Here is a 22,664-nt window from a genome sequence, read left to right as displayed (position 1 = left end):
TCAGGTCATGGTGGCAGTCGTCTCGGGTAATGGATTAGGTCTTTTCAACACGTCGCTGACGCAGTTGGGGGGCAGTCAGGGAGGCATGGCGGGCATCGGGGGCAGTCGTACCTCGAACTTCGTCAACCTCGCCACCGGCAACCTGATCCTGACCGGTTACGACGAGAGCCTCTTCGGCCAGGGCTTCGCCACCGGCCTCGTGCGCACCTACAACAGCCAGGGCAGCTTCGGGCAAGCCGGCGCGGACGGCTGGCAGACGGGCTACGAGCGCACGGTGCGCCTGGCCTCGGGCACCGAGAACACGGCGGGCAGCACGGTCGAGCGCGCGACAGCCGACGGCAGCGTCGTCACGTACACCTGGGATGCGGATCGCAGCGCCTATGTCGCCACCGCGGGCGACGGCGCGCACGACACCATCGTCCTGTCGGGCTCCGGCGGCACGGCCAAGTGGCTGTGGACCGAAGGCGGCACGCAGGTGCGGGAAACCTACGATGCCAGCAGCCTGGGCACGGCCGGGAAGCTGGAGCAGATCGTGGATCTCGCCACTGGCGCGAGCTATGTACTCGCCTACACCAGCGGCCTGCTGAGCACGATCACCGGCGCGAACGGCGAGACGCTGGAGTTCGGCTACGACGGATCGAATCGGCTGATCAGCGTCGGCACGCGCGAACGCGACGCCGGCGGCACGCTGTCTTCGCTCAAGACCCAGGTCAGCTACGGCTACGACGCCGCCGGCCGCCTGAGCTGGGTGCAGACCGACCTGACGCCGGACACCAACGCCGACGACACCTGGGACGGCAGCGTTGCTGCGAACAACGATGGCAAGCGTTATCGCGTTACCTACACCTACGAAGATGCCAGCTCGCTGCGCATTACCGGCGTCACTACCAGCGACGGTCTCACGGTCGGCTACACCTACGATGGCAGCGGTCGTGTCGCCAGCGTCACGCAAGGCGGCGCCGGCGATGGCTCCACGCAAACGCTGACCTACACGTACAACAGTGGTTCGACCGACATCACCGATGCGGCCGGCCGCGTCTGGACCTACCAGTACGACGCCAACAAGCAGCTCACGGCTGTGCTCGAACCGACCGTCGGCGGCCAGCGCGCGATCACCGAGTACACCTACGATGCCGACGGCAACGTCACGCGTATCCGCCAGGCGGCCTACGCTGGCGCGAGCTCGACGCTGGACACGGTGTTCCAGTACGACACCAACGGCAACGTCACGCTGCAGCGCGATCGCCTCGGCAACACGATCACCCGCACCTACACCGCCGCCAATCGCATCGCCACCGAAGCGCGCTACACCACGCCGGACGCCGATGGTCTGGATCCGACCCATGCCGGCACCACCAACCTGCCGAGTGGCGCGCTGATCACGCGCTACGTGTACGACACTACCAATCCGCGCCTGCTGCGCTTCGTAATCAATGCCGCGGGCGAAGTGAGCGAGAACCAGTACCACGCCTCGGGCGTGGCGACGGGTTTGGTGAGCTTGAGCCGCCGCTTCCTCGGCGCGACCTACGACACCTCGGGCCTGGGCGCCACGGCGGTGCCGACGCTGACACAGATGACGACGTGGGTCAGCGGCAAGGAAGGGCAGAGTGCGCGCACGGACTTCAGCTACGACGCTCAGGGCCGCCTGGCGCAACGCAACGACTATGCCACGGTCGATGGCAGCGGCAATGGCACGCTGGATGCGGCCACGTCGATCACCCGTTACACCTACGACGCCCAGGGCCTGCTGCGCCAACAGCTCACCGTGCGCGGCGCCAGCCGCACGCTCGGCGGCGGCGCCCCCAACGGCAGCGAAGTAGTCGACTTTGTCTATGACGGCCTTGGCCGTCTGCTGAGCACGATCCGTCGCGACAGCGGCACGGCCAGCAACGACGATGCCAATACCGTCACCACGGTCACCGCCTACGTCGACTCGGCCAAGCAGATCGTGATCACGCTCGATGCCGGCGCGGTTCGCACGGAAGTACGCAATGCTGCGGGAATGCTGGTCTCGGTATCCGACGCCAACGCGGCCAGCAGTCCGACGGTCGTTCGCACGACGAACAACTATTACGACGCGACCGGCCGCCTTCGCGCGGTGCAGGATGCGAGCGGGGCGCGCAGCTATTTCTTCTACGATGCCGCCGGTCGCCTCAGCGCGACGGTCGACGCCACCGGCGCGGTCAGCCGCACGGTGTACGACGAGATCGGCCGCCCCACGCAGACCTTGGCCTATGCCACGCGTGTCGTGACCACGTCCTGGTTCAGCGCCGGCGCGGTCACGAAGGACGCGCTGATCTATGCTGCGAGTTCGCCGACCTTGGCCGGCAACGAAGCCTGGGTGCAGACCGACGCGAGCAACGATCGCGCCAGCGCCACGCGCGTGTTCGACGATGCGGGGCGCCTGCTGCACGAGACGGACATCGCCGGCCTGAGTACGGCCTATGCCTACGACGGCGCCGGGCGCCTGCTCTCGACCACGGTCAGCAAGCCGGGCGATGGCGCGGTGACGCCGCGCGTCACCCGCTTCTTCTACGACAGCGCCGACCGCGTGGTCGCCACGCTCGATTCGGCCGGTTACCTGAGCGAGTCCATCTACGACGCCGGTGGCCGCGTCGTTCAGATGATCCGCTATGCGACCTTGACCAACAGCAGTTACTGGGTCAGCGGCACGCTGGCGCAACTGCGTCCGTCGCCGAACGCGACGAACGACCAGACCACGCGCCTGTTCTACGACAGCCGCGGCAATCAGATCGGCCAGCTCAACGCCGAAGGCTATCTGACCGAGTACGTCTACGACGAAGCAAACAACCAACGTGCGGTGAAGGCCTACGCCAAGAAGCTCACCAGCCTGACGGGCAGCGAGAGTTTCTCGACCCTGCGCACGGCGGCCAACACCGGCGCGCCGACCGAACCGGTCCGTCTGACCCAGCGCAGCTTCAACGGCCTGGGCCAGCTGATCACCGAGCTAAACGTCGAAGGCACGGTCACGCGCTATTCCTACGACGAAGCCGGGCGCCTAGTGCGCACGGAAGCGGCGTACGGCACGAGCGAAGTACGCGAGAACTACGCGCGCTACGACGTGTTCGGTCAGCTGATCGGCCAGGTCAGTGGCGAGCAGGCGGCCACCGCCGGTCCCTTGCTTGAAGCCATAAAGAACAATGGCTCGCTGACGGCTGCCCAGAAGGAAGCCGCTTACGACGGTGTGTATGCACAGTACGGCATACGCCACAGCTACAACCTGCTCGGTCAGCGCACCGAGAGCGTCGACGCCACGGGCGCGAAGACCTTCTACTTCTACGACAAGGCCGGTCGCCAAACCTTCATCGTGCGTGGCGTGAAGAACGGCGGTGGCGTCGCCAATGGCCTGGGCGAAGTCACCGAAACGCGCTACAGCGCCTTCGGCCAGGTCACCGACCAGTTGGCTTACACCGGCCGCATCACGATCACCGTGCCGGGCGATCGCGCCAGCGTGGAAACGGCCATCGGCACGTTGAGCTTCGTGGCGGCCACCGATACGCGCCGCCAGTTCGTCTACGACCAGCGCGGTCTGATGACGCGCGCCACCGATTCGGAAGGCACGCAGACGAACACCAGCTACACCGCCTTCGGCCAGGCCTATGAAATCACCACGGCATATGGCACCGCGCTCGCTGCGACCACGCGTTATGCCTACGACAACCGCGGCCTGCTGAGCAGCCGCATCGAAGCGCAAGGCACGGGACTGGCGCGCACCACCAGCCAGACCGTGGATGCCTTCGGACGCACGATCACCGCGACCGATGGTCGCGGCATCGTCAGCACCTTCACCTACGATCGCCTCGGCCGCCAGCTGAGCCTGAGCCGCACGGTGAGCGGCGTTGCCGAGACCGTCTCGACAACCTATGACGCGTTCGATCGTGTACTCACGCAGACCGATGCCCGTGGTAACGCCACGACCTACGTGCACAGCGACACGGCCCGCAGTGTCGTGATCACCACGCCCGAGGGCGTGGCCATTACGACCATGCACAACCGCTTCGGCCAGACCGTGACGGTGAGTCAGACGCTACCGGGCGGGACGGTTGCCACTACGACGACTACCTACGACAAGAACGGAAACGTCCTGACGGTCACCGATCCGCTGGGCAATGTCGTCGTCACCAACCATTACGACGTGCGGGCCTTGCTGGAGGACACGACGGATGCCACGGGCCGCAAGATCGGCTACACCTACGACGCGGTCGGCCGCGTGCTCACGCGCGTGGAGGACCCGGGCAGCGGCAAGCTCAACCTGACCACGACCTACGCCTACGACGGCCAGGGCCGCCAGCTCACCGTCACCGATTCGACCAGCCGCGTCACCCAGTTCAGCTACGACCGTGAAGGCCGTCTGACTCAGATTGCCAAGAATCCGGCCGGCCTGAACCTGCTCACCGTCACCACCTACGATGCACTCGGCCGCACGCTGACGGTGACCGAAGGTCACGGCACCAGCGCCGCGACGACCGTGCAGTACGGCTACGACGCACTGAACCGCCGCACCAGCGAGATCGTCGATCCCGGTGCGGGCAAACTGAACCTGACGACCAGCTACGCGTTCGATGCCAACGACAACCTCGTCACCCGCACCGATGGCCTGGGCAAGCTCACGCGTTATGCCTACGACGAAGCGAATCGCCTGCGCTTCGTGGTCGATGCCACCGGCGGCATCGTCGAAACCGTCTACGACAAGAACGGCAATGCCATCGTCACCCGCGGCTATGCCAAGGCCCTGACGCCGGCCTCGCTGACCGCCCTCGCCAGCGCCCCGACCATCAGCGCCATCCAGACGCTGATCACCAGTCAGAGCCTGTCGAACGACGCAGTCGATCAACTTGCCTATCGCGTTCTGGATCGGGACAACCGCGTCCGGTTCACGCTGGATGCGGCCGGAACGTTGAGCGAAATGCGCTATGACAGCGCCGGCCGGGTACTCCAGACACTGGTTTACGCCAGTGCCTTCACGACCGGCAGCGTTCTGACCAAACTGCGCAATGGAACGGCTGTCGAAAGTGATTTCGCTTCCTTCGTCGGCAGCAATGAATCGGCCGCGCGTGTCAGCACGCAGGTCTACGACAACGCCGGTCGCGTGGTTTACACCTTGGTGCGTAGCGATGCCGCCCAGGCCATCGTCAGCGAACGTCGCTACGACGCGGCGGGTCGGGTTATCGCGGACGTCGCGTTCGCCAAGACCATTACTTATGCGGTCGGCCAGAGCGCGGCACAGATCCTGAGCGCACTGACGACCGCCGGCGCCACGGCGGCCAATCAGCAGCGCCTGACCCAATACACCTACGATGCCGTCGGTCGCCTGCACTTCACGCTGGATGACGCAGGCGCAGTCAGCGAACAACTTTATGACGCCGCCGGACGTGTCACCTCAACCCGGCAGTACCTGACCGCGGTCGTTGTGACCACGGTTACCGATGCCAATGTCCAGGCGGCGATCGGCGGTCAGAGCAACCCCCGCATCACGAGCTATGCCTACGACAATGCCGGTCGCCTGGTAAGCACCACAGATGCCCTGAACCAGACCGAATACTACGGCTACGACGCGGCCAGTCGTCGCATCAGCTTCAAGAACAAGCTCGACAAGGAATGGAACTACGAGTACGACGCCGCCGGTCGCCTGACGGCCGAGCGCACGCCCGAGGTCGCCGTCGCCCGTTTCAACGGCAGCGGCGCTGTCGTCATCGATAGTCTGCGCATCGTTACCAAGACGGTCTACGACGCGCTCGGGAATGTAACCAGCCGCATCGAGAACGCCGAGGCCTCGGAAGTCAACGAGCGCCGCACCACGCAGTACGTCTACGATGCAGTCGGTCGGCAGATCAAGACGATCTTCCCGGACGCCTGGCAGATCGACGTCGGCGGCAATCTCGTCGCCACTGGCGTACTGCCGGAGATCCTGGTCACCTACGATGCCCTGGGGCGCGCGGTCGTGCAGAAGGACGTGCGCGGCAACTACAGCTACAAGATCTACGACGCGCAAGGGCGTGTTGCCTACGACATCGACGCGGGTGGCTATGTCACGACCTATTCGTATAACAGCTTCGGCGAGCAGACCGGGCTGACCCGTCACGCGACGGCGTTCGATTTTTCCAAGCTGAGCGGATGGACGGTCGGCACGGCGATCACGTTGAGCCAAGTCACGGTGAGTGCGACGGCGAACACCGCGACGATCACCACCAGCGCCGCCAACGACCGGACCATGACCGTCACGTTCGACGCGCTGGGCCGCAAGACCGCAATCGTTGAACACGCCGTAAGCTACTACAAGGCCGATGGCTCATCCGCGAGCGGATCGCCGACGACGCAGTTCGTTTACGACGTCTACGGCAATCTCGTCAAACAATCGGTGCTGCTGGAAGGAACGGCGGGGCAGGGCGATGCCGTCTGGGCGCATACCTACAGCTACTACGACGAACTCGGTCGTCGCACCCTGAGTGTCGATGCCGAAGGCTACGTCACTGTCTGGACCTACGATGCCCTTGGCCAGCTGGCCGAACAGTTGGAACACGCGCGTGCCATTTCGACGGCCTCGTTGACGACCGCCACGCCGCCGGCCTTGCCGACCGCTGGCGATGCGGCGACGGGCTACGACCGCGGCGTGATGTACATCTACGATGCGCTCGGCCGTAAGCTCAGCGAGTCGGTGCTGCGCCTGTACCAGAATTCCGATGGCAGCAGCGCCGTGGCCGAAGTGGATACCGACTACGAGTACGACGCGCTCGGTCATGTCACGGCAATGACCACCGGCGGGAACCGCACCGAGACCGAATACGACGTGCTGGGTCGGACCAGCGCCGTACGCGAGCAGGAACGCCAGGTATTGGTTTCCAACTGGCAGACGTTGCTGGCCAACAGCACCGGCAATACCCTGAACTCGGCTGCACTCTACGTGTTGGCTTCACCGCACACGGCGATGGCTTACGATGCCTTCGGCAACGTGGTGAAGGTCGTGCGCTCGGGCGTGGGCGAAGTCGCCGGCGTGGTGGCCGCGTCGGCGAACGATCAGATCGCGACAACCCGTTACGATCGACAGGGTCGTGCGGTGTTGTCGACCGATCCGGCCGGCAAGATCGTGGCCACCACTTACGACGCGGCCGACAACATCATCGGCCAGAGCTACCGGCTTACCGATCGCCTGGGCCACAACGCCACGATCATCAGCGTGTACACCTACGATGCGGCCGGTCGGCAGACGAGCCAGCGTCAGGATCGCCTGCAGTACAGCGGCACGACCGTGACCGATGCACAGGCATTCGTGAAGTACAACGCCTTCGGCGAGATCATCGCCAAGGCGGAGGTCAACGCCAACCTGGGCAACGCCACCTTGTCGGCGCAGTACGAGTACGACGCTGCGGGTCGCGTGGTGCGCAGCAATGCAGACGCCGGCGTGTTCCGTCGCTACGGCTACAACCTGGCTGGCGTGCAGGTCAGGGAAGAGCGCGACTGGAACGACGCCGGCACGCCGCGCATCGCCGTGTTCAAGCAGAACGTCGACAAGCTGGGTCGCGTCGTCAAGGTGGTTTCCCCGTCCTACACGTCCGATCTCGGCGCAACGGCGACCACGCTCCTGCGCCTGGACCGCTGGGGCAACGTGCTCGAGCAGACCGATGCGCGCGGGTTCAATACGCAGTTCTTCTACAACGACCAGAACAAGCTGATCCGCCAGCTCGCGCCCTTGGTCAAGGTCGTGTCCGAAGCCGGAGTGGAGACTTGGCAGCGACCGGAAACGCGTTGGCTGTACGATCAGTTGGGGCGCTTGATCAAGGAGATCGACGCCAACGGGCATGCGCGCAGTTACGCCTACAACGACGCCAACCAGCTCACCGCCACCACCGACGCCACGGCGGCCGTCACCAAGACGGCCTACGATGCACGCGGCCAGGCGCTGGCGACGCAGAATGCGCTGGGCTATCTGACCTATGTCGATTACGACCTGGGCGGTCGCGCAGTCGCGCAGGGCGATTTCCTCGTCAACACCGCCGGCACGGCGCGAACCAAAACGCCGCTGCAGCGATTCACGCTCGACCAGGACGGCAATCGCCTGACGGTTACCGATGCGCTCGACAACGTACAGAAGTACGACTACGACGGCCGGGGCAAGCTGCTGCGCAGCGAAACCGACACGGGCGTGGTGATGACTTACGCCTACGATGCACGCGGCAACCGCACGACCGAGAACTACGCACTCGGCGGCCAGAGCTGGACCTACGACTATTTCGGCCGTGTCACCGCGCACTCCGACTTGAGCGGAGGTGAATTCACCTACACCTACGATTCGCTCAGTGGCCAGATGACCGGCACCGCGATCAGCAACAAGTCGCGGAGCATGACCTATTACGCCAACGGCCAGCTGCGCAGCCTTGCCGAAGGCCTGAACCTCTATCTGTTCGAATACGACGCGGCCGGCAACCGGACGCTGGAAGAAACCACCACCAAGGACGGCGGCAATAACGACGTCCATGTCGCCACCCGGACCTACTACGACAGCCTTGGCCGCATCTCGCGCGTCACTTCGGATGACCTGGTGCTGAGCAAGCGCATGCTGGACGTCAGCTACGACTACGATGCGGTCGGCAATCGTCGGCGCGTAGTGGCTGATGCCGGCTACGGTCCCGACGTGCTGCCGGTATCGATGGACAACCGCGCGCCCATCGTCGTGGCGCCGCCTGCCAACCAGCCGATCGAATCGGGTGTCGTGTTCTCCTGGAGCGTGCGCGCCACCGACATCTTCCGCGACCCGGAGGGCACGGTCATGGCCTATTCGGTGACCAAGGCCGATGGCAGTGCAATTCCTTCATGGTTGTCCATGAGCTACAACGCCGAAACCGGGATGTTGACTTTCTCGGCCACGGCCGGTTCCAGTGCGAGTATCGGCCAAACCATCGGCCTCAAGCTCACGGCGCGCGATCAGAACAACACCGGGCTCACCGCCGACGCCAGTTTCTCGGTCAATGTCTTCGGCAACCAGGCGCCCATCGTCGCTAATGCCATTCCGAACCAGAGCGCGACGGTCAACCAGGCCTGGAGCTTCCAGTTCGCCGCGAACGCTTTCAGCGATCCCGACGGTCAGACGCTCACCTACAGTGCGAGCGGATTGCCGAGCGGCGTGACGTTCAACGCAAGCACCCGCACTTTCAGCGGCACCGTGACGGCGACGGGTACCTACAGCATCACCGTCACCGCCAGCGATGGCGCCTTGAGCGTGTCCGACAGCTTCGACCTGGTCGTCGGCAGCGCGAACCAGCCGCCGATCGTCCTGAACACGATCCCGAACCAGACCACCTCACCGACCCTGCCGGCGGTGACCTGGACCTACACCTTCCCGGCCAACACCTTCAGCGACACCGACGCACTGACCTACACGCAGACCGGCATGCCGGCCTGGATGTCGTTCAACGCCAGCACCCGCACCTTCAGCGGCGCCGGCGATCGCGTCGGCTCGTGGACGATCACCGTCAAGGCCACCGACACGGCCGGCCAGCACGTCAGCACCGCGTTTACCGTCACCGGACCGAACGTCGCGCCGATGGTGATCACGCCCATTCCCGACAAGACGGCAACCGTCGGACAGGCGTTCACCTACACCTTCCCGACCACCACCTTCGACGATCCGAACTACAACCAGTCGTTGACCTATACCGCCAGCGGCATGCCGTCCGGCATCACGTTCAGCCCGGCGCTGCGCAAGTTCAGCGGCACGCCGACGACGAGCGGCACGTATACGGTCACGGTGACGGCCAGCGATGGCTCGCTGACCGTGACGGATACCTTCGACATCGTCGTCAGCGGCGGCAGCAACCAGGCGCCGACGGTCGCCAATGCCATCCCGAACCAGACCGCGACGGCGGGCCAGAGCTGGAGCTTCCAGTTCGCGGCCAACACCTTCAGCGATCCGGAAGGCCAGACCCTGACTTACACCGCCAGCGGCATGCCCAGCGGTGTGACCTTCAATGCCAGCACGCGCACCTTCAGCGGCACGCCGGCCTCGGCCGGCACCTACACCATCACCGTGACCGCCAGCGACGGCTCGCTCAGCGTGTCGGACGCGTTCGACGTGGTGGTGGGCAGCGGCGGCAACCAGGCGCCGACGGTGGCCAATGCCATTCCCGATCAATACGGCATCCGGAACCAGGCTTTCAGCTACACCTTCCCCAGCAATACCTTCAGCGATCCGAACGGCGACACGCTGACCTACACGGCGATCCGGGTGAATTCGAGCGGCGTGCAGCAGACGTGGCCACCGTATCTGACGTTCAATGCCAGCACGCGCACCTTCAGCGGCACGCCCGGGACGACACGTACCGACATCATCCGGGTCACAGCGTCCGACGGCACGCTGACCGTCTACGACGACTTCGTCATCACCATCGAGAACTCGCAGGGCTTCATGGCTGGCGGCGGCTCGTCCTCGATGCAGGCGGCCTACGGCCAGATGATGCAGTCGATGAGCGAGGACCCGGGCGGCGAAGGCGGCGGTGGAGGTGGCGGCGGAGGCGGTGGAGGTAGCGGCGGCACGACGCCGAACCACCAGGAGCTGTGGTTCACCTACGATGCGGCGAACCGCGTGCTGGTGACCAACGGCACGATGAACAACGGCGTGATCGTCGTCAGCGGCGACAAGAGCTGGGCGCAGGCCTACAACGCCGTCGGCTACGTGACGGCCAAGTACACGGTGGTCGATGGCGCGACGAAGATCGCGCTGTCGGAAGTGGACCTGCGCGGCCAGACGACCAAGGATTTCCATGCGGCGACGGTGGGCGGCACCAATGGCATCGCCAAGACCTACGGCTACGACGTGGCGGGCCACCTGACCCAGACGACCGAGTGGTACGCACTCGACGAGACCAAGCAGGGCCGGGTGACGGAGTGGGACGAGGAACTGCAGGAATTCATCCACTACTTCACCAACGTGCCGATCGGCGGCTGGCTCAAACACCACGAGGTATACACCTACGATGGCGACGGCCGTTTGCTCACCCTGAGCGAGACGGGCCGCCTGCAGGGCTGGGTGAACGACTGGGCGCAGCAGCAGGAACTGGGCGGTGGCATCGATCCGGGTGACGTTTCGTACCAGCAGACCAATCTGGGCGCGCTCGACGCGATCTCGCTGCTGACCTACACGTCGGATTCGGCGGGAACGAGCGGCTACGACAGCAACGGACGCCTGATCACGCACCGCTACATCCACTACTCGGAAGGCGAGTTCGCCACCAACCAGAATGCCGGTTACACCATCACCTACACCCACAGCTATTTGGGCCGGGACAGCTGGCTCGAGAGCGGCGTGTCGGCCGATGCCGACCTCTCCACCATGCGCGATGGCGTCACGACGAGCATTTTCGACGTATGGAGCAAACGCAGTCTCGTCACCGAGATCACGCCGCTGCCGGACTACGAGACCACGCTGACCAACAAACGCTACTTCGCCTACGACGCCAACGGCGCCATCCTGGCGCGTCGCGACGGTGTCATCGAGAACAACGAGTTCGTGCAGTCGGGTAACGGCAATGCGAACAACGTCTTCAACCCGGCGCCGCAGTTCATCACCTCCGCGCAATGGGCGGCGATGACCGAGGCCGAACGCAAGACCTGGCAGGGCAAGGCGTTGAATCAGCACTTCGTCTACAGCAACGGCCAGCAGGTCGGGCACGTGAACGAAGCAGGCATGATGAACGTCGCCGACAAACTGACGGCGTTCGACAGCAGTTCGCTGGGCACCAGCCAGGTGACGGTCAGCGACGGCGATACGCTGCAGACCTTGGCGCAGCGCATCTACGGCAACGCCAGCCTCTGGTACGTGCTGGCGCAGGCCAATGCCGTGACCGATAGCGAGTTGTTCACCGGCCAGGTGCTGGTGGCGCCGAAGGTGACGACGAGCACGAACGATGCGGCGACCTTCAAGCCCTACAACCCGGCCGAGGTGACAGGGCCGACGCAGCCGAGCACGCCATATATCGGCAAGGCGCCGCAGACGCAGTGCGATGCGTTGGTCATGGTCACCATGGTGATAGTGGTGATTTTTGTATCTGCTTTAACCTTTGGACAACTCGCCCCTGCCGCCTCCAGCGCCATGGCGCCTGCCGCTTCAACTGCAGCGTCAACAACTACTACTATCTTTACCGTGGGTGCGAACGGACTCTCCGTCGCCGGCGGCGTGGTGGGGGGCGCAGCCGCAGGAGCGGCAAGCGCGGCTGCTACGGGGGTGATCAATAGCACCTCGGGTTACGGCAGCTTTAGCTGGCGGAGCGTGGCGGCGGGCGCGGTGACGGGCGCAATCACGGGTGGTATGGCGGGTGCCCAGCTAGGTTCCGTAGGCCAGGCCTTGAAAGAGGCCGCACTTGGCAAGGCGGTTCTACTCGCGGCCGCGAATGCAGCGGCGGGATACATCGGTCAGCGCGTTGCGGGCATGGACGTATCGTTCAGTTGGAAGAATATCGCGGCCCAGACAGTGAGTAGCGTGGTGGCGGCAGGCATCGGGATCGCGGCGCGTCTGGCGCCAGATACACCCTTCACGGGCGCGGGAAGCTTCTGGGCTGATGTTGGCAATACCGCCATCGAGGGCGTAGTCAGCACGCATGTGCGTCGAGCTTTTGGTTTCGACGACGAGATAAATTACGGCAAGATTGCACTGGATGCGTTCGGAAACGCGATTGGCAATTCGATGGCTGGCGTTCACGCCAAAAGTGCCCCTCAGGCAGCTGGAGGCATTTCTCTGGCTAGCGGCACGCTTGACGAAGGGCAGCCATTCAATACGCTGGCATGGGTTCTCAGTAACGTCGAGCCATCGACCACGTTGGGTTCTTTCGGATCTTTCACGTGGGATGGGGTAAAGCCAACCTTCGATGGCATGCTTCGTGAAGCTGTCGACAAGGGGTTTGTCACACCCGATATGATGGCCCGGATTCAAGAAAGAGCAGGAAGGAATGGCGAAGGCCATGGATATAAATGGCCTAATGTGGCAGATGCGCTATCCGATCCCGCGAAGGCAGAGATCGACTATCCCCGTGTCCGAGAGGATACGTTCGCATATGCGCTCTACCAGAACATTCACTTTGATGCCGACCTCCCGCTGGTCACACAGAATTCGAGCATCTTGGAAGTTGCGAGCGTCAACGAGTACTTGACCTCTCACTATGGCCCGGCAATGGAGGTCAAATCGTTGGGCGGTGTAACTGCCGCCAACAACATCATGAGCTTCGGGGAGTGGCTGAATGACCGGACTCATTCAGCCGTCGAACGGGCGCTGAACAAATATGACGATCTCGCTACGCAGGATGCGGGCGGAGTGTTTACGGCGTGGGCGGCGGCGCAGCGTACCCCTTTCCGGATCATTCTGGGTACGGTCGAAGGTGCCGTCTATCTTGGTACTCTTCTTGACTCAAACGTAAGGCAACAGGCGTACGATTCCATCGGGAGTGCATTGAGCAATCCCGGCGCTCTAGTTGACGCAGGCAAGAATTACTTCAAGACCCACGATTGGTCGGACATTCTCCAAGATGGTGCCGTCCTCGCCGGTTCCGTTTATCTGACGGGCGGTGGGTCTTTGAGGGGTGTCGGCGCCCTGAACAAGCTGCCGGTATTGGGGGCGGACGTGGGAGCGGTCTCCGCCTCGTCCTGGCAGAAGATGACTGCGGCGTTGCGGGGTCCGTCGCGAGGGGTGGCGGCGGATGCTAGGATGGGACAGGTTGCAAAGAGCGAGGTGACAACCTTCTTCCATGGCACTTCGGCTGAATATGCCTCAGCGATTCGTACCAGCGGTATCGATCTAGCGAAGGGCAACCCAAGTGCTGATTTCGGGCGGGGGTTTTATATGACGACTTCAAGAGAGGAAGCCCTGGCATCGGCCGGCCGGCTCTATGAAGGGCCGCTAGACGTCGTTGAGTTCAACGTGCCGAATCATGAATTGGCCAATCTATCCAAGCTCGAATTCGGCTCCGCCGATGCGGCTTGGCAGGACTTCACTCGATTCCACAAGACCTTTGGCCCTGATGATCTCCTTCATGGCGGGCAACCATACGATCTTGTGACGGGGCCGCTGTATCGTCGGTACAATTCGGCCGGCGTCCCAATCCCCTGGGAGAATCGCCTCCCGCAGACTAGTCTGCACACTCAGGATGCGATTGACTTGTTTAATCCATACATGAAGAACTGATATGGAACCAATGCTGCCAACAGACGAGGAAACAAATCACCTGTTTGATCAGGTGGTTTCGGACTTGCATGCGAACTTCAATTGCTCAGTAGACCAAGCAGAAGCACTTGTTAGGACTTACTACTCCCGGTTTCTCAGCGCTGAATACTGCCAAACGATCGGTGTTCCCGTGCAAGATGACGATTTTTTCTTCCATGAGGGTGTTAGAGGAATGTCCCTGCGGGTCCACTACTATGTCGCTCTGGCAAAGGATCCAAGCCCCCATGAATTCATCGAGTGGCGATCGTCGCTTGGCAAGCAGGTCTGAATCGGAGTCTTTATGGCGGTGCTAGTAGAAGGGATTTCAGTCGTAGTTCGCTGCGAAGCGATAGCAAAGTCTCACCAAGGTGGTCAAGCTCAGTTTGTAGCGGGGGTTCCGAATGGGTCTCTGCGCGCAGACGGTGAACTGGCGGCCATCACTTTCCTGTCTCCAGATGACGCGAGGCGTTACGTGGAACAGCTAGAGTCGTGCGGCTTGGTCTATCGTGATTCAAGTGGGGCCAGGGACTTGGTGGTCGTCGATCAGAATTCTGGGCTTTGCGTGCCCTGTGATTGGGCTGAATTTGGCAAGTCCGTCTGGAACAACGATGAACGAAAGCCCGTGGCCGTGTGTGCAGTAGACCCGCGACGAGAACAGCGAATCGTTGCGCCAAACGGCTGGGATTTCGCGGATTCCTTGAGTGCACGAAGCCGATTTGTTGAGAGCGGAAGCGTGCCTGAAAATCTAACGCTCATAGGGCAGGGTGATGGATTGGATACCTATGTAGATCGCACTACTGGCGAACACTTCTACGTAAGACGCGGACAGTAAAAAGTTGCACGTAAGACCTGCAAAGAAAACAAAGAAAAACAAAGAAAAGGACACCCACTTTCTTGTTCTCAGGCCCGAGCTGAAACGAAAGCGCCGCCTTCGGGCGGCGTTTCGCTTTTTGATAGTCGCTCATTGATCGCATCGCCCACGCGCCATTCTCCCTTGCGAGCTTGGTGGCCCTGCTGGTGGGCTCAGTCTGCTTTCGCTAAGGTTATCGCCAGGCCAATGCCTTTGACCCAGCGCTGATGCAGCTGCTCGGCCCAGACAATCAGAGCCGGCACTTCGCCGACGATCCGTTCGCCTTTCCCCTAAACTCCAGCCCAGCCCTCGGGATTGTCCAGGTAACCCCTAGACCACTCCCGATCCGGCCCCGCCGGGTCGGCCGTCCGCTTTTCCGGAGTTTTCAATGACCTACGACAAGCTCGACAACGACGAACTGCTGCGCATCGCGCTGGATGCCTTGAACCAGGACCTCCACGCCGAGGCTGTGTCCATGCTCAAGACCCTGGTCGAGCGGGACTCGAATCACGTCTTCGGTACCTACCTGCTGGCCGCCGAGCATATGCAGTTGGGCATGGTGGATCGGGCGGAAGCCGGCTTCCGACGCACCGTCGAACTGGCGCCGGACTTTCCGATGGCGCGGTTCCAGTTGGGCCAGCTCTACCTGGTGAAAGGCGATGCCGAGTCGGCCCGCGCGGTACTGGCGCCCGTGGCGGCTCTGCCTGAAAACATGGCCCTGGGGCACTACGCGAAGGGCCTGATCGCCGCGGCCAACGAAGATGCGGACCATGCGATCGCCGAGTTGCAAGCCGGCCTGGCTTGCGAACAGGACGTTCCCGCCATGACCGCCGACATGCAGCGCGTCTTGGACAACCTGCGCGCCTTGCAGGGTGGTGGCCAGCCGGCGCCGACGATGCCGACGGGTAATGCCGCGCCGCTGTACCTGTCGAACTACGGCAAGCCCGTCGGCTGATAGACCGGGATGTCGATCGACAAGCTCGGTTCGGCGGCGAGCATCATCGCGGCGCTGCGCGCCGAGATGACTCAGCGCAACGAGCGCGGTGGCCGCAAAGCCGCGACGCGATCCGAGGCCGATCCGCCCGCGCGCGCGGTACGCGATGTGCAGGTATTGCGCAAGCAACTGGCCGAAATCGTGAAGGCCGTCGATGTTCGCGACGAAGCGGCCGTGCATGCGGTGAGGCCGCAGGTCGTGCGCGCGATTTTGTTGTGGGAGTTCGGCGCGGAGTTGCGCGAACACCCCGACTGGCAACCGATGTTGAACTCCATCACGCGCACTCTGGAGTCGCAACCTGCCCACCAACTTCAGTTCTCGAAACTGATTGGTGAGTTAAAGCGTTGATTTTTCGTGTGTGAGAAAAATCACACTCGAAAAAATTTGACGGCCTGAAAATCTCTCTCCAGACTCCGCGCCCCAAGCGAATCCATTGGGGTTGTTCGCGGTTGCGCATCGTCCCGCAGAGCGGTCGATGTGCGCTGGAACACACCGGGATTCGCCCGCATCACCGATTTCCCGAAAGTCCCATTGAGGCGCCGACGGTTTAGCCACCTGATGCGTCGACGGCCTCGGCTTGCCTTGAGAAACGCATGAACGAAACGATGCAGCGCCTTGAAACCTTGCGAGGCTTCCTCGCGCAGGACCCCGGCAACGTGCCGCTGGCCTGTGAATTGCTCGATGCGTACATGGCCCTCGGCGACTACGCGGCCGCGCAAGCCTTGCTCGAAACGCTGCCAACCGAATCGCGCGAAGCCGCCGGCGTGCGCTTCCGGCAGGCGCGTGCCGCGCTGATCCATGGCCGATATACGGAAGCGGCCGCGGTGCTGCAGGGCCTGATCGACGAGGGCATCGAGAACGTCGCGCTCTGGCACGACCTGGCGTTCGCGCAACTCTGCCAGCGCGATACCGCTGCGGCGCGTGCGACGCTGGAGGCGGCCGCGACGCATTTCGGCGCGAATGTCGAACTGCTGATCGTGCGGGCCCGTGTGGCCATGATGGATGGCGACTTCGATCTCGCGCTGGCGACGCTCGCCGACGCCAATGCGCTGGCGCCGGAGCACGCGACGGTACAGGGCCTGCGCGCCTTGGCCCTGTTCGACACCGTGCAGAGCGACGCGGCCTATGCGGCGGCGAAGACCTGCCTCGCGCGGCATCCCGACCAGCACGAAGCCCTGATCGTTGCCGGTTCCGTCGCGCTGATGCGGCAGGCCATCGACGAATCCGAAACGCATTTCGTGCGTGCCTTGAACCGCCATCCGAACTCGGGGCGCTGCCTGTCCGGCTTCGGCCAGGTGCGCATGCTGCAGAACCGTTTGCCGGACGCGCGTGACATCCTGCGCCACGCCGTCGTCACGATGCCCGACCACATCGGCACCTGGCATGCGCTGGCCTGGGCCGAACTCCTGCTCGGCGAGCTCGATGCCGCTGAAACCAGTTACCAACACGCCTACGACCTCGACCGAAACTTCGCCGATTCGCACGGCGGCCTTGCCCTGGTGCATGCGGTCAAGGGCCGGCATGACGAAGCCGAGCAGGCGATTCGCCGCGCGCTGCGCCTGAATCCGGCCTGCCCGACGGCGCTGTATGCGCGCAGCCTGTTGCTGGAGGACGAAGGCCGCGAGGACGAGGCGATGCACGTACTCGGCGGCCTCGTGCCGCTGACGGGCCTGCCGCCCGGCACCGACCTGAAGACCTTCGCGCGCGCCCTGCGTTCGCGTTTCGACGCGCGAGCCCGGTAAGGGCATCGTGGACGCCGATACCGCCATGCAGTTGCTGAGCCAGACGCTGTTCGCAGCGGTAAAGGTCTCGGCGCCATTCCTGATTGTCACGCTGCTGGTCGGGCTGGCGATCTCGGTGCTGCAGGTGGTCACGCAGATCCAGGAAATGACGCTGACCTTCGTGCCCAAGCTCATCGCCGTGGTCGTGGTCTGCGTGGCCCTGGGCAGCTGGATGCTGTCGGTGATGGTCGAACTCGCCAAGCGCATGTTCGAGATGGCGGCATCGATGTAGGCCTGCATGAATGCCATCGAATCCACCGTGATGCTGTTGGCCTTCGCGATGCTGCGCTATCTGCCCGTACTCGCGATTCCGGCCTTGTCGCCCCTGAGCTGGGCGCCAGCGATGGTGCGCATCGCCCTGCTGCTGGCGCTGGCGTGGTTGACCGTGCTCGCCTCGCCGGCGGCGTTCATCGCGACGCCGCGCGCTTTCGATGCGGCCACGGTGTTGCTGGGCTGCACGAGCGAACTGCTGTTGGGGCTGACGTTCGGACTGGCGATCCTGCTGCCGCAGGCCGGCATGGGCTTCGCGGCGCGCCTCGCCGATATGCAGGCGGGCCTCAGTGCGGCCTCGCTGTTCAATCCCGGCGGTCAACACGAGCCCGAGTCGATGCTCGGCACCATCGTGCTGCTGGCGGCGACCGTGCTGTTCTTTTCGCTCGACCTGCATCTGCAGCTGTTTCGCTTGCTGACAGGCAGCGTGCAGGTGCTGCCGCTCGGCGCGCTCGGCATCCGTCTGGATCTCGACGGCTTCTTCGGCATGGTCGGCAGCGGTTTTCTGTTGGGCATGGCGGTGGTCGCGCCGGTGATCATCGGCCTGTTCGCCGTGGACATGGCGGTGGCGTACGCGACGCGCTCGATGCCGCAGGCGAACGTCTATTTTCTCGCCCTGCCGCTGAAAGTGGCTGTGGCCCTGATGCTGCTGGCGATGACGCTGGCTTTCGCGCCGATGCTGATGGGGCGCTTGTACGAGGACGCGTTCGCGCGCCTGCCGATGGTGATCGGAGGCTGAGATGGCGAGCGAAGACCAGGACAAGACCGAACAGCCGACGCCGTATCGCCTTGAAGAGGCGAGGAAGCGCGGCGAAGTGGCGAAGAGCCCCGACGCCGTCGGCACCGGCGTGCTGATCGTGTTTGCGGTCACGATGGCGATGACGGCGGCCTGGGTGATGAGCTCGATCGCGCAGGCCACGCGTGCCACGCTCGCGCTCGCCGGCGCCAAACCTGCGGTAGGCCCGGCGCTGGGCGCCTGGCTGCAGACGACCTGGGCGCCGGTCTGGCAATCGCTGTCGCCCCTGGCCTTGGCCTTGCTGGTAGTCGCGGTGATCGCGAACGTCGCGCAGACGGGGCCGATTTTTTCGGTGCATCCGATCACGCCGGACTTCAACCGTCTCAATCCCACGCAGGCCTTCAAGCGCCTGTTCTCGTTCCGCACGCTGTGGGAGCTGGGCAAGATGGGTCTCAAGCTCGGCCTGCTGGCCGCGCTGGCCTGGCTGGTGCTCGGCGAAATGCGCGCGCTGACGGAAAGCCTGGCGATGGCTTCGCCCCGCCGCCTGCCGCAGCTCGCCCTGGCCGCTTTCGTGCGGACCTCGATCTACGTGCTGCTGATCCTCGGCCTGATCGCGGTGCTGGACTTGCTGATGACACGCCGTGAGTTCATCCGCAAGATGCGCATGAGCCGGCGCGAACTGCGCGACGAATACAAGCGTCGCGACGGCGATCCGGAGGTCAAGTCCAAGCAGAAGCGCCTGATCCGCGAGTTGCTGAAAAAGGCGCGCTCGGTGCCGCGCGTCGCCGACGCCGACATCGTGCTGACGAACCCGACCCATTACTCCGTGGCGTTGCAATACCGCCCGGCGACGATGCGCGCGCCGATCGTGCTGGCCAAGGGCACGGGCTTCCTGAGCCGCCGCATCCGTGAAGTGGCGGCCCGCCACGGCGTGCCGATCCTGCGCCAGCCGGCGCTGGCGCGTGCGCTGTATCGCGAGTGCGAAGTCGAAGCGCCGGTGTCCGAAGAACGTTATGCCGAGCTGGCGCCGGTGTATCGCTGGCTGTTCGCTCGCCGCAGCAGCGAGGTGACGGCATGAGGGAGCTGTTCGCCCAGGTCTGGTCCGGCAAGCGCGATCTGGCGCTGGTCGCTTTGATGATCGGCATCCTGATGGTGCTGTTCGCGCCGATTCCGTCGGTGCTGCTCGATTTCCTGCTGGTAGTGAACCTGTCGCTGGCCCTGATGATCCTGCTGGCCACGTTCTTCACCGAATCGCCGCTGAAGTTCTCGACGTTCCCGACCATCCTGTTGTTGGCCACGCTGTTCCGCCTGGCTCTGAACGTGTCGGCGACACGCCTGATCCTGGAGGGTGCCGACGCCGGCCGGGTGATCGGCGCCATCGGCAGTTTCGTCGTCGGCGGCAATTACGTCGTCGGCATCGTCGTCTTCCTGATCCTGGTCGTCGTACAGTACGTGGTGGTGACCAACGGTGCGCAGCGCGTCGCCGAAGTGGCGGCGCGTTTCACCCTCGACAGCATGCCCGGCAAGCAGATGAGCATCGATGCCGACATGAACATGGGCCTGATCGACGAGCACGAAGCGCGTCGGCGCCGGGCCCAGCTCGAGAAGGAGTCGAGCTTCTACGGCGCGATGGACGGCGCGACCAAGTTCGTCAAGGGCGATGCCATCGCCGGCATCATCATCATCCTGATCAATATTACCGCCGGCTTGGCGGTGGGTATCGCCCAGATGGGCATGCCCTGGACCGAGGCGGTGCAGCGTTTCACCCTGCTGACGATCGGCGACGGCATCGTCACGCAGATTCCGTCGCTGGTGATCGCGGTGGCGACCGGCATCATCATCACGCGCGCTGCGTCGGACAATCAGCTCGGCAAGGAAATTCCCAAGCAAATCTTCTCCAATCCAAAGGCCATGGCCGTGGTGGCCTTGGCGTTGATCGTGCTGTTGTTGCTGCCGGGCTTTCCGGCGATCCCGGTCTTCATCGCCCTCGTAGGCGTGATCGTGATGGGCGTGTTCGCGGCCCGCCGCCAGATTCGTGGCGATGCCGCGGACGAAATCGAAGACTCCGCGCCAGCGGCCGAGTCGGGCAAGGACGAGCTGCAGCGCCTGATGCGCATCGAGCCGATCGAGATCGGATTCAGCCCCGAGCTGGCGGCGACCTTCCTGGCGCCCGGCGCCGATTTCGGTGAGCGCATCGCCGGACTGCGCAAGCAGTTCGCGCAGGACTTCGGCTTCGTGTTGCCCAAGGTGCAGATGGCGCCGCGCACGGAGTTGCGCGACGGCGCTTACGAGATCCTGATTCACGGAAACCGCGTCGGCCGCGGCGAACTGCGCACGGACCGCGTGCTGGCGATCAACCCCGGCGGCCAGCGCGCGAAGCTCGAAGGCATCGAGACGCAGGACCCGGCCTACGGGTTGCCGGCGCAATGGATTCCGGCGGAGAGCCGGCAGTTCGCCCGCGGCGCCGGCTACACGCTGGTCGATCCCGATACCGTGCTGATGACGCATTTCAGCGAACTGGCCAAGCGCCATGCGCCGGAACTGCTGACGCGATCGGAAACCGAACGCCTGGTCAATCGCTTGCGCGACCACCATGCCTCGTTGATCGACGAACTGGTGCCGAACGTACTCTCGTTCTCCGACATCCAGAAAGTTCTGCAGTTGCTGCTGCGCGAACAGGTCAGCGTGCGCCACATGGAATCGGTGCTCGAAGTGCTGGTCGACGCAGGCAAGTCGACCAAGTCGCCGGAGGACCTGGCCGAGCGCGTGCGCGAGCGCCTGGGTACCGGCATCTGCCAGCGCCTAAGCGACGGCAGCGGGGAACTGCACGTGCTCACGCTCTCGCCCGACATCGAACGAACCTTGCTCGGCAACCTTCGCAACAACGACGCGAAGGGCCCGATGTTCGCCGACATGGCGCAGCTCGACGCTTTCATGAAAAACCTGGCGCGCCAGGCCGAGGCGATGATGGGGCGCAGCCTGCAGCCGGTGCTGCTATGTCCGTCGCCGATCCGCCGCCCGCTGCGCAGCCTGCTGCAACGTTCCCTGCCTTACGTCTCCGTCGTCGGCCTGAACGAAGTGCCCTCCACGACGCCCGTCCGTTCCTTCGCCGCCGTTTCCCTGGCCGCCTGAGTCCGTCATGACCGACACCATCCAATCTGTAAGCCGGGCCTTGAGCGCCGACATCGCCACGCTGAACACGATCAGCCACAACATCGCCAACCTCAATACGCCGGGCTTTCGCGCTGAACGCAGTTTGCCGGGTTTCGAGGCGCATTTGACCGGAACGAGCGAGGGCTTGCGCGCGCGCGATCTGTCCGACGGTCCGCTGTCCACGACCGGTCGCCCCTTGGACCTGGCTCTACGCGGCCATGGCTTCTTCGTCGTCGAGCGAGACGGTGCGCCGGTACTCGTGCGCGCCGGACAGTTCCGCCTGGATGCGGAAAAGAATCTGGTTACCGCCGCCGGCGATCGCGTGCTCGGCGAGTCCGGTGCGCTGACGCTCGAGAGCGAAAACGTGCGTATCGATGCCAAGGGCGAGCTGTGGTCCGGCACGCAATCGTTGGGCCGCCTGCGCCTGGTCGACGTCGCTGATGCCTCGGCCCTGCGAGGGCTCGACGGCGGTGGCTTCCGTTACGAGGGCGCGCTGACCGAGTGGCAGGGCAGCGTGCAGCAGGGCGCCATCGAGCACGCCAACGTCGATGCCGCCGACGAATCCATCCGGCTGATGGAACTCACCCGCCACGTCGAATCCGTGCAACGCGCCATCGCCATCTACGACAAGGCGATGGACGCCGGCGTCAACCGTCTCGGCGAAAACTGACAGGAAT

10 protein-coding genes are annotated in these 22,664 nt (G+C 64.0%); all 10 read left to right on the top strand.

What is annotated here, in order from left to right; genetic code table 11:
- Positions 1-85: 85 nt before the first annotated feature.
- The 10 genes from QM707_RS07625 to QM707_RS07580 all read left to right on the top strand — a co-directional run bounded on the left by QM707_RS07625 (position 86) and on the right by QM707_RS07580 (position 22,657).
- A complete protein-coding gene (locus tag QM707_RS07625) occupies positions 86-14,185 on the top strand; it encodes a putative Ig domain-containing protein (protein WP_415001252.1) in 14,100 nt (4,699 codons plus the stop codon).
- 1 nt (position 14,186) lies between these two features.
- The gene (locus QM707_RS07620) at positions 14,187-14,492 is read left to right on the top strand and encodes a hypothetical protein (RefSeq protein WP_415001251.1); all 306 of its coding nucleotides are present in this window, start codon (positions 14,187-14,189) and stop codon (positions 14,490-14,492) included.
- Between the two features lie 949 nt (positions 14,493-15,441).
- Entirely contained in the window at positions 15,442-16,008 is a 567-nt protein-coding gene (locus tag QM707_RS07615) for a tetratricopeptide repeat protein (protein ID WP_415001250.1), read from the top strand.
- 9 nt (positions 16,009-16,017) lie between these two features.
- Positions 16,018-16,395: a hypothetical protein gene (locus QM707_RS07610; RefSeq protein ID WP_415001249.1), complete on the top strand. Its 378-nt coding sequence runs from the start codon at positions 16,018-16,020 to the stop codon at positions 16,393-16,395.
- 245 nt (positions 16,396-16,640) lie between these two features.
- A complete protein-coding gene (locus tag QM707_RS07605; RefSeq protein WP_415001248.1) occupies positions 16,641-17,789 on the top strand; it encodes a tetratricopeptide repeat protein in 1,149 nt (382 codons plus the stop codon).
- Between the two features lie 7 nt (positions 17,790-17,796).
- Positions 17,797-18,060 carry a flagellar biosynthetic protein FliQ gene (locus QM707_RS07600; protein WP_415001247.1) on the top strand — a complete coding sequence of 88 codons (264 nt, stop codon included), beginning with the start codon at positions 17,797-17,799 and terminating at the stop codon, positions 18,058-18,060.
- Between the two features lie 6 nt (positions 18,061-18,066).
- Complete coding sequence (locus QM707_RS07595; RefSeq protein ID WP_415001246.1) at positions 18,067-18,837, top strand: flagellar biosynthetic protein FliR; 771 nt, start codon at positions 18,067-18,069, stop codon at positions 18,835-18,837.
- A 1-nt stretch (position 18,838) separates the two neighbouring features.
- Entirely contained in the window at positions 18,839-19,912 is a 1,074-nt protein-coding gene (locus QM707_RS07590; protein ID WP_415001245.1) for a flagellar biosynthesis protein FlhB, read from the top strand.
- Positions 19,909-21,966: a flagellar biosynthesis protein FlhA gene (locus QM707_RS07585; protein WP_415001244.1), complete on the top strand. Its 2,058-nt coding sequence runs from the start codon at positions 19,909-19,911 to the stop codon at positions 21,964-21,966. Before QM707_RS07590 ends, QM707_RS07585 begins: the two co-directional genes overlap by 4 nt.
- 7 nt (positions 21,967-21,973) lie before the next feature.
- Positions 21,974-22,657 (top strand): flagellar hook-basal body complex protein, encoded by a 684-nt coding sequence (locus QM707_RS07580; RefSeq protein WP_415001243.1) that lies wholly within the window; start codon positions 21,974-21,976, stop codon positions 22,655-22,657.
- The last annotated feature ends 7 nt before the right edge of the window (positions 22,658-22,664 follow it).

Source organism: Arenimonas sp. (assembly GCF_047602345.1).
In the GTDB taxonomy this organism is placed as follows: Bacteria; Pseudomonadota; Gammaproteobacteria; order Xanthomonadales; family Xanthomonadaceae; genus Arenimonas.
The sequence above is the reverse complement of the archived record's forward strand: the minus strand, read 5'-3'. Positions and strand labels throughout refer to the sequence as shown.